Origin of the sequence: Corallococcus caeni (genome assembly GCF_036245865.1) — a bacterium.
Classification (GTDB): Bacteria; Myxococcota; Myxococcia; order Myxococcales; family Myxococcaceae; genus Corallococcus; species Corallococcus caeni.
The window spans coordinates 1,989,848-2,004,248 of sequence record NZ_BTTW01000001.1 but is presented as its reverse complement, the minus strand read 5'-3'; the positions used below and the strand labels follow the sequence as shown (position 1 = coordinate 2,004,248).

Sequence of the window (14,401 nt, the reverse complement as noted above, 5' to 3'; positions counted from 1 at the left end):
AGCACGCAGGACGGGGTTGGGCGGGTCGGGGCAGCACGCAGGACGGGGTTGGGCGGGTCGGGGCAGCACGCAGGACGGGGTTGGGCGGGTCGGGGCAGCAAGGGTTGAACGGGGCAGGACGGGCGGGACGGGGTTGGGGCAGCAAGGTTGAACGGGGCAGTACGCAGGACGGGGTCGGGCGGGACGGGGCAGCAAAGGCAATACGGGGCAGGGCGGGACGGGGTTGGGGCAGCAAGGTTGAACGGGGCAGCACGCAGGACGGGGTCGGGCGGGACGGGGTAGGGGGACGCAACGCGCTGTACGGATCATCAAGGCAGCACGCGGCACGGGCAGCAGGCAGTGCGGTCGAGCAAGGCAGCAGGCAGCACGCAGGACGGGGCTGGGCGGCGGGACGGGGCAGTGCGCAGTTTGGGGGAGTCCGGCAAAGCGGTCGCGGTCGCTGGACGGGAGCAGTGAAGGGCAGTGAATCAGGACGTGGCGGTGCGAGAGCTTCGCGATCCAGCCGATGGCTGCATCGAGGCGACGCGACAGTCAGCACCGGACGTGTGGCCGTGGCGGGTGTGGAGTGGCGGGTCGGGGGGAGCAACACGCAGCCGGGTCTCGTGGGGGGAGTGCTCCCGGGATCCGGCGTACCTCGCAAATCTCATCGCGCAGGGGCGCGATGTCTGGAACGGGGAGAAGCCTCATGGGAGCGGTGTCCATCGTCACCGCGGCGGCAGTGGTCCTGGCGGCTCACTCCGCCGTGGCCCAGACCGCACCGCAGGCACAGCTGCCGCAGGTTCAGGCACAGCAGGGCGAAGGCCGCCGTCGCATGAATGATCCGGAGCGGCTGGCGCCCTTCGGTCTGATGCTCGACGCGGGCATGCCCGAAGGGGCGGGACTCTCCGGCGTCCTCCGGCCCTCGCCGTACCTGCGGCTGCACTTCGGTGGCGCGCACAACGGTCTGCGAGGCGCCTTGCGCGCGGGCGTCACGCTGCTGCCGCTGCGAGGCAAGCTCTCGCCCTCGTTCTCATGGGAGTTCGGACACGCGCAGGCCGCGAGCACGAAGACGCTGAACCGGCGGCTCGCGGACAGCACGCAGCTGCCCACCTCTTCCATGGAGCGCGTGGGCTACTCGTACGTCAGCACGCACCTGGGGCTGGAGTTCAACGCCACCCGGCGCCTCAGCTTCTTCGTGCGCGGCGGCGCGAGCTTCATGGAGATGGACGTCCCCAGCCTCCAGAAGCTGGACGAGCCCTTCCGCGACTCGCTGTCTCCCGTGGAGACGAAGTCGTGGATGATGCGCACGCTCCAGCCGTCCGCGAAGCTCGGCTTCATGTTCTTCTTCGGCTGATCAGCGGGCGAGCACCTGCTCGAAGAACGAGAGCGCCTGCGCCTCCGCCCAGAAGGACGGGCGGTGCACGCGGCCCGCGACGAAGCCCACGTGGCCGCCATGTTCGGTCAGCACCACGCTGAGGAACGGGTTGTCCCGCGCCGAGGGCGGAATCACCGGCGCCTCCAGCATCGGATCATCCGCGGAGCTCAGCAGCAGCGTGGGCCGGCGGATGTCCGCGAGCCTGGGCCCCGATGACGCCTCCCGGTAGTAGTGCGTCGCGTCCCGGAAGCCATGCAGCGGCGCCGTGACGACGTCGTCGTAGCCGCGGATGGTGCGCGCGGCCTCCATGCGCGCCCCGTCGAAGGCGCCCGGGAACCGCTGCAACTTCGCGCGGGCCTTGCTCTTGAGCGTGCGCAGGAACCGCTCGCGGTAGAGCCAGTGGTAGCCGCTGCCGCCATCCAGCTTCCGGCAGCACGCGTCCAGGTCGTACGGCGCGCTGATGGACGCGGCGGCCACCACCGGCGCCTGATCCCCGGTCTCCTCCAGCAGCCGGCACAGCACGTTGGCGCCCAGGGAGAAGCCCACCGCGAGCATCGGCCCGGTGATGCGCTCGCGCACGTCCGCCATCACCAGCAGCGTGTCCGCCGTGTCCCCGGAGTGGTACGCCCGGGGGAGCCGGTTCGGCTCTCCGCTGCACGAGCGGAAGTTGATCGCCGTGGCGCCCCAGCCGCGCTTCGCCGCGCCCCGCAGCACCTCCGTGACGTAGCCCGCCTGGGACGACCCCTCCAGGCCGTGCAGCACCACCACGTGCGGCGCGCCCTTCGGGCCGTCGAAGGTGTCCAGGTCGACGAAGTCCCCGTCCGGCAGATCGCGCCGCTCCCGGCGCAGGGGCGGCACGCGGGTGGGCCGCACGACCGACGCGTAGATGGTCTGCGCATGCGCGCCACGGAGGCCCGGCGCGGGGACGAACGGCTCGGTGGGCTGGAACGTCACTTCCGCTCCCGGAGGGCGCGCGCCATGCGCATGGAGGCACAGCCGGACTCGCGCACCGCCTGCGCCTCCGCGGTGAGCTGGAACAGCGCCAGGTAGTTGTGCACGCGCTCCTCCAGCGTGGGGGCCTCGATGCGGCGGCACACCTCGTCCGCCGCGTAGTCCCGGCACACCTGGGGCCGCCGCTCATAGACGGTGCACAGGTTGTCCGCGCCCAGGTGCGGGCACCGCAGCCCCAGGGGCTTGTCCAGCGCGGCGATGTCCGGCGCCACGCAGCAGGCGCCACAGCAGGTGCACTCCATGAGGCTCCTCGGTGATGCGCTCTCAGCGGCGGACGGCCTGCTCCACCTTGCCCAGGTTCGTCACGGTGAGCGTGACGCCCTGGCCCTTCTTCCACGCGACGAACTCCTCCTCGCGCGTGGGCTTCACCTCGTGCTGCTTCACGCCGCCGTCGTCGTAGCGCACCAGCACGCTGTAGTCCTCCTCGCGCCGCACCCGCTCGTTCGTCCCGGCGGTGAGGTCCGGCCAGCGCGGCGGCCCCTCCGTGCCCTTGAGCTCGCGCGTGTCCACCGGCTTCCACACGTACGTGTCGTAGGCGCACTGCTGCGCGTAGACGGGCTCGTTGCGGTAGCGCGTCTCCGTGTCGCAGTCCTCATACGACTCGTTGCAGTACTTCGTCACGTCGTGGCAGACCTCCTCCGCGAAGCCGTTGCCCTTGTCGCGGCGGGTGCACTTCTCCTCGGTGCCGCAGGCCACCTTGCGCGTCTTCGTCCGGCACACGCGCTGGGTGCCGTCCGCCACCCGGCGGGTGCCCCGCTGCCGGGACACGCAGTCGCGGATGTTCGTCACGCCCGCGACCTCGCCCGTGCCGTTCACCGGCATGCGCGGCGCGGTGGGGTTCAGCTCGTCCCGCCAGCCCGAGCGCGTCTCCGGCACGAAGCGCTCCTGCACCAGCGCGCGGCGCCAGTTCGTCGCCACGACCTCGCCCTTGAGCTCGTGCTTCATGTTGCCCCAGATGCCCACCGCGCAGGTGCCCAGGCAGCAGGAGCTGAGGATGCCTACGACGATGAGCGCCACCTTCCCGAAGCGGCGGGGCTGGGGCGCGGGCTTCGGTGGTGGCTTGGGGCCCAGGTCCGCGAGCGGCGCGGTCTTCGCATCCGAGCCCCGTTCGGCGGAGCACTGCCGGCAGCGCGCGCCGTCGCCCCGGTTGGCCGCGCCGCAGTAGGCGCAGAACCAGTCCTCGCCGGCACCGGCCATGCCCAGGGCCTGCTCGTCGCTGACGCCTTCACGGGTGGACTTGCCAGAGGCCGCGTCCACGTCACCGAAGTCGAACTCGGACTCCTTGCCGCTGAGCTCCCGCGGGTTGTTGCAGGAGGGGCAGTTCTTGTGACGGGCGGGGATGTTCCTGGCGCCGCAGGACGTGCAGTTCCAGGAGCCCTCGATGATGCGCCTTCGCTCGGCCATGGGCGCATCCTAGGGGACCTGTCGCCGCCTGACACATCCGGGTTGAGGTCGCCGTCCCACCGGGCCGGCGCCACGAGCCTGCCCTCGTGCGAGCGGCCCCGCTCCAGGCGCTCACCGGGCTGGCCGCACGGCTCACACCCAGAGGGCGCGAGGGAAGGGGACCTCCGGCGCGGGAGGCAGGCCCGGGCGCAGCGGGCGCAGCATGGGCAGCGACCCGTCCCGCTGCACGCGCACCGCGCCGGGCACCCCCGTGAGCAGGGGCGCCGTCGCGGGCTCCTCCCACCACACCACGCGCTTGAGCCCCGCGTGATGCGCCACGCCGCGCGCCTCCGTGAGCAGCGCCTCCGCCGAGGAGGCGTCCCGCGCATCCATCAGCAACACCACCAGCTCGCCGTAGCGCGCGTTCATCACCCACAGCGCCGTGGACTCGCCCACCACCGCGCCGCACGTCCGCGGCCGGGGCCGCGCCAGCAGCTCCGCGTAGATGCGCTCCCGCTCCAGGTGCCAGTCCACCTGCGCGGCGCTGGGCCACAGGAAGAAGGGCACGTCCGGCTGGCGCATCCGCGCGAGCGCCGCCGCCACGTCCGTCTCCTGGAGCCCGCCGTCCACGGGCCGTCCCCCAGGCGCGTCGACCGCGTCCAGGTGCCAGTCCCACGCGGGCACCTCCACGTAGCCAGACCGGCGGTACAGCGGCGCCCCCACGTCGGAGAAGAGGACCACCGAGTGCGGACGCGGTGACACCTGCTCCAGCTCCGCGGCCACGGCGTCCATCAACCGCGTGGCGTGTCCCCGGCCGCGCAGGTGCTCCTCGGTGAAGACGCTGGCGATGGCGTAGCTGTCCCCCGGCGTGGGCTGTCCCTCCGCGCCCCGGAGGAAGCTGTCCGTGTGGAAGGTCTCGCACGACGCCAGCACCCGGCCGTCGTCCGCCAGCCACAGCCAGGTGTTCATGCCCTCGCGGCACCACGGGTGCGCGCGCAGCCGCGCTTCGCGCTCCTGGTACTGCGGCACGCTCAGGGGCGAACCCCACGCGGCATGGGTGACGGCGTCGCGCTGTGCCTTCTGTGCGTCGGTGGCGAGGACGAGGGACATGGTGCCGCGCACGCTAGACGCGCGTCCCGCCTTCGCGCGAGCGCTACAGCGTCGTGGTGTATGGGAACCGGAAGTGCAGCTGCAGGTACGCCTGCCCCACGTGGAAGATGCCGTCCCCCAGCGAGTCCGGCAGTCCCAGCCCGCCCAGCTCCTGCGGCACGTAGAAGGTGGACTCCCAGCCCACGCTGACGAGGAAGCTCTTCGCCAGTTGGAACTCCAGGTCCGCGCCCAGGCTGGCCCCGGGCCGCAGGAAGTGCGTGTCCGGCAGCGTGTCGGAGAAGATGTACGCGTACGTCAACACCAGCCCCACGCCCAGCTTGAAGCGCACCGGGCTGGACGACAGCGGCAGCCCCAGCCCCAGCGGCTTGAACGTCACGCCGTACATCCCCGTGTCGCGATACTTCGGCGAGATGATGAACGAGTCCGGGATGAAGATGGACGGAGAGATGCGGATCTCGTCCATCTGCTTCGCCTGCTTGCGGTAGCGCGCGGGGATGGCGCGCTGGTTCTTGCGCAGCCACTCCCTGTCCAGCACAGCGTCCACCGACAGCTTCAGCCCCGTGTGCAGGAGCTGGTCGTCCGCGATGGGACCGGAGAAGACGAACACCGCCGGCCCCACGCCCACGTCCACCGGCACGGTGACCTTCTGCGCCGCCGGGGTGACGGCGGGCCACAACGACAGCGCGAACAACAGCGGCAGCAGGGTGGGCCTCAAGGGCGGGTCCTCACGTACCGGGTCCAGGGACGACCCGCACTTCGAGCCTAGAAGGTCAGGACGCTCCCTGTCCCGCATGCGCTAAGAAGTTCGCGCCGGAATGGGAGCCGGCCCTCCACGCTCCCTTGCAGGTCCGTTGCCGCACCTGCCTCACCTCAAGGAACCTCGATGCTCCCCGTTGCACTGCTGCTCGCCTCGTCACTGCAATCCCAGACGCCGGCGCCCGCCCCGCGTCCCGCCGCCCCCCCGCCTCCGGCCTCCGCGCGCGCTCCGGCGCCGCCCGCGCCGCCCGCGCTCCCCGCGGACGCCCCCGCCGCCGAGCGCGCCGCCGTGGCAGCGGAGCGCGCCGCCGTCGCCGCCGAGCGCGCCGCCGAGGCCAGCGCCCGGCTCGCGGAGGCCATCGAGCGCCTGGCCGAAGTGACCGCGCGCGCGCCCATCGCCCCGCCGCCGCCCCCCGCGCCCGCTCCCGAAGTCGCTGCCGCGGCCCCGGCGAAGCCCAGCGTCTGGGACGTCAGCGTGGGCTTGAGCCTCATCTCCCTCACGGGCAACGCGTCCACGCTGACGGTGAGTGGCCTGGCGAGCGCGCTGCGCAAGACGGAGCACTGGATCTACTCCGTGAAGGCCTACGGTGCGTACGGCCGCAGCCGCCCGCCCGAGGTGGAGGGGGAGGTGGAGTCCCTGTCCCAGGTGGTGGCCCTCAACGCCGGCATCGAGCTGCGCGGGGACCGCCGCTTCACGCAGGAGATCAGCGGCTACCTGCTGACCGGCGTCGACACGGACCACATCAAGAGCATCGAGGCGCGGCCCTACGGTGAAGCCGGCGCCAGCATCTTCTGGTTCGACACCAAGCGGGACGAGAAGACCAGCGTGCGCGAGACCGTCCTGCGCACCGACTTCGCCTTCCGCTACGCACGCGAGCTGCGCTTCCAGTACTACCCCAATCGCGTGGACCTGCCGAACGTGGACCTGGGCGGTCCGCGCTTCGGCGCCCTGTTCCGCTACGGCGTCTCCAAGGACATCACCTTCCAGGAAGAGGCGGAGATCCTGGTCAGCGTCATCAGCGACTCGCGCATCCTCTTCAGCAGCCAGACGCAGGTGATGGCGAACCTCACCGACGCGCTGGCGTTGGGCGTGGGCTTCCTCGTGAAGACCGACAGCGCGCCGCCCCCGGGCAAGGTGTCCACCGACACGGCGCTCTCCTTCAACCTGACCGTCGCCCTGTAGTCTCCACACCGCCCGCAAAAGCGACGCGGCGCCAGGGAAGAAACCCGGGCGCCGCGTTCGTGCTTCAGGGGACCGCGAGGAAGCGGGGACTACTCGTGCGTTTCGTGTCCCTGCTTCTGGATCTGCTGGTGCCCACCCGTGCGGCCTTCCGTCGGGTTCGCGCCGATGTCCACCGCCTGGAGGTCGCTGTACTGCGACCCCGGGGGGTTGGCCAGCCGGAAGCGGGTGCCGAAGTCCATCAGCGTGAAGCCGATGAGCAGCACCACGAACACGATGGACACGCCGAAGACCAGGCGGTTGGCGCCCTGGTGCTCCGACAGGTGCATGAAGTACAGCGCGACGAGCGTGCCCTTCACGCTGGCGATGACGAGCGCCAGCAGCAGGCCGAAGCTGGGCAGGTGCATGCGGCCGGTGAAGACCGTGACGAGCGTGAGCACCAGCAGGACGACCCAGATGACCACGTAGCGCCCGGCGCCGTGGTGCTCCTGCATGTTGTGCTCTTCCTGATGCGATTCGTTGGCGATGGCCATGTCGTAACCCTCAGACCAGGTACAGCATCGGGAAGAGGAAGATCCACACCAGGTCGACGAGGTGCCAGTACATGGAGCCCAGCTCGACCTGCGTGTAGTTGTTCGCGCTGAAGTCCCCGACGCGGTACGCGCGCACCGTGGCGAACGCGAGCACCGTCATGCCGATGACGACGTGCAGCGCGTGCAGCGCGGTGGAGGCGAAGTACACCGTGAAGTACAGCGGCGCGCCCGGCAGCTGGATGCCTTCGTAGAAGTAGTAGCGGCCCGGCAGCGTCCCGATGTGGAACTTGTGCTTGTACTCGAAGAACTTGATGACGAGGAAGCCCATCGCCATCAGGAGGGTGAGCACGTTCATGTGCCCCACCATCTTGTTCTTCCCCTCCTTGGCGTAGTGCACCGCCATGGCGGCGGTGAACGAGGAGGTGATGAGGACCACCGTGTTGATGGTGCCCATCGTCAGGTCAAGGCTGCGGCTGGAGGCCGCCCACGCTTCCGGGAACAGGAAGCGGTAGGCCGCGTAGCACGCGAACAGACCCGCGAAGAGCAGGATTTCCGTGGCGAGGAACAGCCACATGCCCAGCCGCGCCGCGTGCTTCTGGACCTCCAGCGACGCGAAGTGGGCGGCCAGCTTGGGACCGGGCACCGAGCCCGGCGTCACGTGCGCGCTAGACATCCGACACCTCGCCCTCGGCCTTCTTCGGATCCACGTAGAAGTGCGGCTCCTCGGGATACGTCGGCTGCGGGCCAATGAAGTTGTGCGTGGGCGGAGGGGACAGCGTCAGCCACTCGTAGCCCTTGCTGTTCCACGGGTTGTCCACGCGCTCGCCGTAGATGAGCGCGTACGTCAGGTACACCGCGATGATGATGAACCCGAACGCGAGCAGCGACGCACCGGCCGTGGACGCCACGTTCAGCGCCTGGAAGCGCTCCGGGTACTCGTAGTAGCGGCGCGGCATGCCCGCGTTGCCCACGAGGAACTGGGGGATGAACGTCGCGTTGAAGCCCAGGATGATGAGCGCCGCGGACACCAGGCCCCACCCCTCGTGGTACATCTTCCCGAACATCTTCGGGAACCAGTAGTGGAGCGCGGCCAGGAAGGCCATGATCGTCGCGCCCACCATGATGAAGTGGAAGTGCGCCACGACGAAGTAGGTGTCGTGCCAGGGCACGTCCAGCGACACCGTCGCCACCGCGATGCCCGTCATGCCACCGAACACGGTGAAGAACAGGAAGCCGCAGAAGTAGGCGAACGGGGTGCTGAACTCCACCGCGCCCTTGTAGACCGTGCCCACCCAGTTGAAGACCTTGATGGCCGTGAACACGCCCACCAGCATCGACAGCACGCCGAACACGCCGGCGTTGAAGGTGGACTGGCCGGACACGAACATGTGGTGGCCCCAGGCGAAGAAGCCCACGAACGCGATGCCCACGCTCGAGTACGCCACCGCGCGGTAGCCGAAGATGTTCTTGCGGCTGAAGGCGGAGACGATCTCGCTCATCACGCCGAACGCCGGCAGCACCATGATGTACACGGCCGGGTGGCTGTAGAACCAGAACAGGTGCTGGAAGAGCACCGGGTCACCGCCGCGGGCCACGTCGAACATGCCCAGGCTGAACAGGTTCTCCGCCGTCACCAGCAGGAGCAGCAGGCCAATCACCGGCGTCGCCAGCACCTGGATGCAGCTGGTGGCGTAGAGCGCCCACACCATCAGCGGCATCTTGAACCAGGTGATGCCCGGCGCGCGCATGGTGTGCGTGGTGACGATGAAGTTCATGCCCGTGAGGATGGAGCTGAACCCGATGATGAACGCGCCGAAGAGCACCGGCGCCACCGTGGTCGTCGTGTGCGCGCTGTACGGCGTGTAGAAGGTCCAGCCCGTGTCCAGGCCGCCGTTGAGCATGCCCCAGAGCGCGAAGCCCGCGCCGGCCAAGTACACGTAGAGCGACAGCAGGTTCAGGCGGGGGAAGGCCACGTCCTTGGCGCCCAGCATCAGCGGCAGGAGGAAGTTGCCGAAGATGGCCGGGATGGCAGGGATCATGAACAAGAAGATCATGACGATGCCATGCAGCGTGAAGACGCGATTGTACGTCATCGCGTCCATGATGGTCGGGCCCGGCGTGAGCAGCTCGATCCGGATGAGCAGCGCGAAGATGCCGCCCACCAGGAAGAAGAGCAGGATCCACGCCATGTACATGATGCCGATGCGCTTGTGGTCCACCGTCAGCAGCCACGACTTCACCGTGGTGCCGTCCGTCAGATAGCTCGGGTGGTGGCCGTGGTCGTCGGTCGCCTCATGGCCGGGAACGGCCCCCGGCGCGGCGATGCTACTGGATGGGGTCATAGGCGGGGCCCTCGGAAGCGGTCTCGCGCACGTTCGCGGTGCGCAGCGTCTTGATGTACTCGACGATGGCGGCCGACTCGGGGCCCTGCAGCTTGCCCTGGTAGGTCGGCATCACGTTCTGGTAGCCGGCGACGATGTGCGCGCCCGGGTCCATCATCGACTGGGTGATGTAGGCTTCATCCACGCGGATGTTCTGGCCGTCCTCGAGCTTCTCGTTGCGCTCGTAGAGACCCAGGAAGGTGGGGCCGATGTGCTTCGAGCCGTCCACCGAGTGGCACTTGAGGCAGCCCTGCGTGCCCACCAGCTTCTGGCCCTGCTCGGCCATGCGGGCGGCGGGCGGCACGAGCGACGTGTCCGCCAGCGCGTCCTGCCGGTCCTGCAGGCGGCCGCGCTGCTGCTCCTTCAGCCAGTTCTCGTAGTCCTCCGGCGCGAGCACGACGACCTCCGCCAGCATCTTCGAGTGCGACAGGCCGCAGTACTCGGTGCAGAGCACCTGGTACGTGCCGGGCTTCGTCGCCTCGAACCAGGCCTGCGTGTAGCGGCCCGGCAGCGCGTCCATCTTGATGCGGAAGGACGGGACGAAGAAGGAGTGGATGACGTCGCGGGACGTGATGAGCAGGCGCACCGGGCGGTGTGCCGGCACGTGCAACACGTTCACGCCGTTGGGGCCCTCCGGGTAGGAGAACTTCCACATCCACTGCTTGCCCATGACGTAGACATCCATCGAGTCCTTGGGCGGGGTGGTGTACCAGGTGAAGTCCCGGAACCCGATGGCGAACCACGCCAGGAAGAACACCAGCGGGACGGACACGAAGAGGAACTCCGTCTTCAGGTCCGGCACCACGTATTCCGTGTGCTGGTGGGCCTCCCGCCGACGGTAGCGGAAGAACATGAAGAGCGCCGCGAGGCCGACGCCCGCGGACATCACCATCGTCGTGCCGACGACGAAGTAGTGCAGGAAGTCGACCCGTTCCGCGAACGTGGACGCGCGCTCCGGGAGGAACAGGAATTGGTTGGCCAGGTCGCTCATGTAGTCGCGCCTTTCTTCAGCTCGCGCCTCCAGAAATAGATCAGCATCGTGGCCAGGGCGCCAAAGACAGCCAGGGAGCCCAGGCGGATGAACCCGAAGATGTAGAAACCGTACCGCCGCGTGGCGGTGTCATACTTGAAACAGGACATGACGATGCGATCGACGCTCGTCCCGACCCGACCGCCCGCTGCTTCCAGCAGCGAAAGCTTCACGTCCTTGCGGTCGAACGACGTGCCGTAGAGGTAGCGGGAGATGCTCCCCTCCGGGGTGAGCACGGTGACCACCGCGGGGTGGGCGTACTGCTTCGTGCTCGGTTCATACGTGTACTTGAAGCCCACGGCGTCGGCGAGCTTGTGGATGTTCTCGTCGGTGCCGGTGAGGAAGTGCCAGGGGGCCGTCTCCGGCTTGCCCATGGACTGCAGATACTTGCGACGCCGCTCGGCGCTCTGCGCCGGGGTGTCCTTGGGGTCGATGCTGACGGTGACGGCCTCGTAGTCCTTGCCCAGCTCCAGGCCCAGCTCGCGCATCACGCGGACCTGCTCGTTGATGACGAGGTTACAGAGCATGGGGCACTCGTAATAGACGAGCGTGAGCAGGGTGGGGCGCGTCTTGGACAGCAGCGTGCCCAGCCGCACCTCCTCCCCATTGGAGTCCACCAGGCGCGTCTCCAGGGGGAGCGGCTCCCCCAGGTGCTCCTCCACGTCCACGCCCGTCACCGGCGGGGGCAGGTCGGAGTCCGCCTCCACGATGGCGCGGGGCGTCTTGCCTCCACCCGGCAGGGCGAACGCGGGCGTGGCGCTGGTGAGCACCAGCGCGAGCGCCGCGAGGAGCCCGGCGGCGCGGGCGGAGCAATGCGGGAAGAGGGACGGCATGGGGCGGGACAGCTCGGGGGCAGGAGGAGCGGGTGGGAGCCTACTTCTTCGGGGCCGGGGCCGGGGGCGCCGCGTGGGGCGCGGGCGCCGGGGCCTGCTGCGGGGCGGGAGCGGGGGCCGGAGCCGGCTCGCGGGCCTTCTGGGCCTCGGTCGCGATGACCTGGTCCATGGCCTGCTCCAGCGGCTTGTGGGCGGCGACGCCCGGCTGGTCACCCCAGCCGTTCTTCAGCGCCTGGTGCTGGCCACCCAGCTTCTCCGTCGCGCGCCAGTCCTGTTCGAACAGGCGCTGGTTCACGATGCCGACCTCGTACTGGCCCACCGCGGCGGGGCGGGGAGGAGGCCCGTCCGGCTGCGCGTCCTCCATGGTGACGACCTGGATGCGCCAGGCCCACACCGCGCCCACGAGGAAGAGGACCATGGCGCCCACGCCGACGCCGACGACCTTCCCCATGACGAGGTGGTCTTCCTCGGCCGCGACGCCATGCGCGCCGACGATGACCCGCGATTCGACTTCGGACTGGGTCTTCTTCATGGCTGCACGTACCTCAGGGACTCCGCGATGTAGGGGTCCTTCACCGGGAAGGTGTACCGACCGCGCGCCCGGAACAGGGCGTAGCCCACCGAGACCCCGCCCACGCCCACGAAGGCCGTGAGAATCGTCCAGTGGAAGGTCGGACCGGCCTCACCGGAGAACGCCGGCCAGATGAGCCAATACAGGTCCACGGCGTGCATGAGAAGCAGGTAGGTGGCGGCCACCGCCAGGGTCCCCGGCTTCTCCTTCAGCTTGCGTGACAGCAGCGTGAAGAACGGCAGCACGAAGTGGCCGAAGAAGATGACGTAGGAGACGCCGCGCCACGGGCCGTACATGCGCAGGCCGTACCAGGGGGCCTCTTCCGGGATGTTGGCGATCCACACCAGCAGGAACTGGGAGAAGCCGATGTAGGCCCAGAACGCCGTGAAGGCGAAGATGAGCTTGCCCAGGTTGTGGTAGTGCGGCGTCTTCACCAGGCTGCCGTACAGGTCCTTGCCCTGGGCCCGCACCGTGGCCAGCGCGAGCACGCAGAAGGCGGCCAGGAAGCTGCCGGCGAAGTAGTAGGCGCCGAAGATGGTGGACTGCCACAGCGGGGTGAGGCTCATCAGCCAGTCGAAGGCGGCGAAGGTGATGGTCAGCGCCAGGAAGGGCAGGGCGCCCGGGGAGAACTTGCGCTGCTTGACGGTCAGCTCCAACTCGCCCGTCTCATCCTGCTTCGTGCTCCAGCCGTACAGCCGGTGCGAGACGAAGATCCACACCGCGAAGTAGATGACCTGGCGGACGGCGAAGAAGCCCAGGTTCAGGTAGTGGGCCTTCTTGTGCGCCAGGTGCTCCACCTCCACGCCGTGGATGTGGGCGGCCAGCGGCGAGCCATCCACCCAGGGGTAGAGGTACTTCATCATCGGGATGAGGGCGAGGATGAGCACCGCGAAGACGGGCACCGCGATGGACATCGTCTCCATGGCGCGGCGCAGGACGATGGGCCACTTCGCCTTGGCCGTGTGGAAGATGGCCAGCATGATGAGGGCGGACACGCTGATGCCGACCCAGTAGGTGAAGCCCAAGAGGTAGCTGAAGCTGGTCGCCTCGGGGTTCATGAAGAAGCCCACGGCGGTGAGCACGAGGCCCACCACGCCCAGGCCGAACGCGGGCACCATCAGCTTGGGCGTGCCGGTGTAGCGCTCCATGGCAATCATCGGTTCTCCTGCGGGACGGGCTGCGTCCCGGCGGTGCTCCGGGCGGCCTGCAGCGCGCGCACATAGGCGACGACGGCCCAGCGCTCACGCGTGTCGAGCTCACCCGAGAAGGACGGCATGATGCCGTAGCCCTCGTTGATGGCGGTGTAGAAGTGGCCGGCCGGCTTGTCCGCGAGCTCCAGCAGGGACGGCGGCAGGCGCAGCGCCATGTTCTCCGCCACGACGCTGTTGCCGTCGCCGAGCACGCCATGGCACTGCGAGCAGACGATGTTGTACTTCTTCTGGCCCAGCGCCAGCAGCTGCTTGTCCACCGGCAGCGGGATGGCGCTCACGGCGACGCCATTGGCGCGGCCCGTGGAGATGCCCGGGTTGCCCACCGGCCGCTCGCGCGGGACGGTGCCGGCGGGGGGCACGCGCATGGCGCGGCCGTCCGGCCAGAACTCGGACGTCTCGTAGTACTCGTACTTCGCCTGGGACTCCATGCGCTGGAGGAACTCCGAGCTGACGTTGCAGCCCGTGAGCGCGGCGAGCCCGGCGGCGGGGATGAGCCACCTCATTCGTTCTCTCCCGACACGACGGTCACGTGGGTCGCGCCCAGGGCCGTCAGCTGGTTCTTGACGTCCGCGGCGTCCGTCCCCGTGGGGTGCGGGATGCTCAGCCAATAGCCGTGCGTGGACGCGCTGCGGAACTCTTCCGACTCGAAGGCCGGGTGGTAGGGCTGCGGCAGCTTGCTGAGGCCCAGGAGGCCAAAGAAGATGCCGAACGCGGCGAACAGCACGCTCAATTCGAACGTGATGGGCACCCAGGCCGGGAGGCTCAGCAACGGACGACCGCCGACGTTGAGCGGGTAGTCGATGGTGTTCATCCACGTCTGCATCGTGAGGGCGGTCACCATGCCGGTGAGGCCGCCGCCCAGGGCGATGAAGGGCATGCGCGAGGGCGGCAGACCGAGGGCCTCCGACCCGCCGTGGAGCGGGTAGGGAGAGTAGGTGTCCATCCCCTGGAAGCCCTTCTCGCGCATCTGCTGCGTCGCGGAGACGAGGGCTTCCGGGGTGGCGAACTCGGCCAACACCCAGGAATCAAGGACCTTGGCTTCCATGAT

Annotated in this window: 16 protein-coding genes; 2 read left to right on the top strand and 14 right to left on the bottom strand. The window is 69.2% G+C overall.

Features of this window, described 5'->3' with window-relative positions; all coding sequences use genetic code 11:
* Window positions 1-685: 685 nt before the first annotated feature.
* Window positions 686-1,333 (top strand): hypothetical protein, encoded by a 648-nt coding sequence (locus AABA78_RS08000; RefSeq protein ID WP_338262352.1) that lies wholly within the window; start codon window positions 686-688, stop codon window positions 1,331-1,333.
* Here the strand turns inward: AABA78_RS08000 and AABA78_RS07995 are convergent, their stop codons facing one another.
* The 5 genes from AABA78_RS07995 to AABA78_RS07975 form a co-directional block, all read right to left on the bottom strand.
* Window positions 1,334-2,308, bottom strand: a complete 975-nt coding sequence (locus tag AABA78_RS07995) for a hydrolase (RefSeq protein WP_338262351.1) — start codon at window positions 2,306-2,308, stop codon at window positions 1,334-1,336. It lies immediately after the preceding gene.
* Window positions 2,305-2,607: a YkgJ family cysteine cluster protein gene (locus tag AABA78_RS07990; protein ID WP_338262350.1), complete on the bottom strand. Its 303-nt coding sequence runs from the start codon at window positions 2,605-2,607 to the stop codon at window positions 2,305-2,307. Before AABA78_RS07990 ends, AABA78_RS07995 begins: the two co-directional genes overlap by 4 nt.
* A gap of 22 nt (window positions 2,608-2,629) precedes the next feature.
* The gene (locus AABA78_RS07985; protein ID WP_338262349.1) at window positions 2,630-3,769 is read right to left on the bottom strand and encodes a hypothetical protein; all 1,140 of its coding nucleotides are present in this window, start codon (window positions 3,767-3,769) and stop codon (window positions 2,630-2,632) included.
* A 132-nt stretch (window positions 3,770-3,901) separates the two neighbouring features.
* Complete coding sequence (locus tag AABA78_RS07980) at window positions 3,902-4,858, bottom strand: GNAT family N-acetyltransferase (protein WP_338262348.1); 957 nt, start codon at window positions 4,856-4,858, stop codon at window positions 3,902-3,904.
* 43 nt (window positions 4,859-4,901) lie between these two features.
* Window positions 4,902-5,573, bottom strand: coding sequence for a hypothetical protein (locus AABA78_RS07975; RefSeq protein WP_338262347.1), 672 nt, complete (start codon window positions 5,571-5,573; stop codon window positions 4,902-4,904).
* A 168-nt stretch (window positions 5,574-5,741) separates the two neighbouring features.
* Between AABA78_RS07975 and AABA78_RS07970 the strand changes: the two genes are divergently transcribed.
* Entirely contained in the window at window positions 5,742-6,797 is a 1,056-nt protein-coding gene (locus AABA78_RS07970; protein WP_338262346.1) for a DUF481 domain-containing protein, read from the top strand.
* A gap of 89 nt (window positions 6,798-6,886) precedes the next feature.
* On the opposite strand, the gene AABA78_RS07965 is transcribed toward AABA78_RS07970, so the two are convergent.
* From AABA78_RS07965 to AABA78_RS07925, 9 genes are read right to left on the bottom strand one after another with little or no spacing between them, the layout of a single operon-like run.
* Window positions 6,887-7,327, bottom strand: coding sequence for a cytochrome C oxidase subunit IV family protein (locus tag AABA78_RS07965; RefSeq protein WP_338262345.1), 441 nt, complete (start codon window positions 7,325-7,327; stop codon window positions 6,887-6,889).
* Between the two features lie 10 nt (window positions 7,328-7,337).
* Complete coding sequence (locus AABA78_RS07960) at window positions 7,338-8,000, bottom strand: cytochrome c oxidase subunit 3 family protein (protein WP_171421749.1); 663 nt, start codon at window positions 7,998-8,000, stop codon at window positions 7,338-7,340.
* Window positions 7,993-9,669 (bottom strand): cytochrome c oxidase subunit I, encoded by a 1,677-nt coding sequence (locus tag AABA78_RS07955; protein WP_171421750.1) that lies wholly within the window; start codon window positions 9,667-9,669, stop codon window positions 7,993-7,995. The genes AABA78_RS07960 and AABA78_RS07955 overlap by 8 nt, the downstream gene beginning before the upstream one ends.
* Window positions 9,653-10,699 carry a cytochrome c oxidase subunit II gene (gene coxB / locus AABA78_RS07950; protein ID WP_120530157.1) on the bottom strand — a complete coding sequence of 349 codons (1,047 nt, stop codon included), beginning with the start codon at window positions 10,697-10,699 and terminating at the stop codon, window positions 9,653-9,655. The genes AABA78_RS07955 and coxB overlap by 17 nt, the downstream gene beginning before the upstream one ends.
* Window positions 10,696-11,571: an SCO family protein gene (locus AABA78_RS07945; RefSeq protein ID WP_338262344.1), complete on the bottom strand. Its 876-nt coding sequence runs from the start codon at window positions 11,569-11,571 to the stop codon at window positions 10,696-10,698. The genes coxB and AABA78_RS07945 overlap by 4 nt, the downstream gene beginning before the upstream one ends.
* A 40-nt stretch (window positions 11,572-11,611) precedes the next feature.
* Entirely contained in the window at window positions 11,612-12,103 is a 492-nt protein-coding gene (locus AABA78_RS07940) for a hypothetical protein (protein ID WP_338262343.1), read from the bottom strand.
* Window positions 12,100-13,299, bottom strand: a complete 1,200-nt coding sequence (locus AABA78_RS07935) for a hypothetical protein (protein ID WP_338262342.1) — start codon at window positions 13,297-13,299, stop codon at window positions 12,100-12,102. Before AABA78_RS07935 ends, AABA78_RS07940 begins: the two co-directional genes overlap by 4 nt.
* Window positions 13,296-13,856: a c-type cytochrome gene (locus tag AABA78_RS07930; protein WP_338262341.1), complete on the bottom strand. Its 561-nt coding sequence runs from the start codon at window positions 13,854-13,856 to the stop codon at window positions 13,296-13,298. Before AABA78_RS07930 ends, AABA78_RS07935 begins: the two co-directional genes overlap by 4 nt.
* Window positions 13,853-14,398 (bottom strand): DUF3341 domain-containing protein, encoded by a 546-nt coding sequence (locus tag AABA78_RS07925; protein ID WP_171421919.1) that lies wholly within the window; start codon window positions 14,396-14,398, stop codon window positions 13,853-13,855. Before AABA78_RS07925 ends, AABA78_RS07930 begins: the two co-directional genes overlap by 4 nt.
* Between the last annotated feature and the right edge of the window lie 3 nt (window positions 14,399-14,401).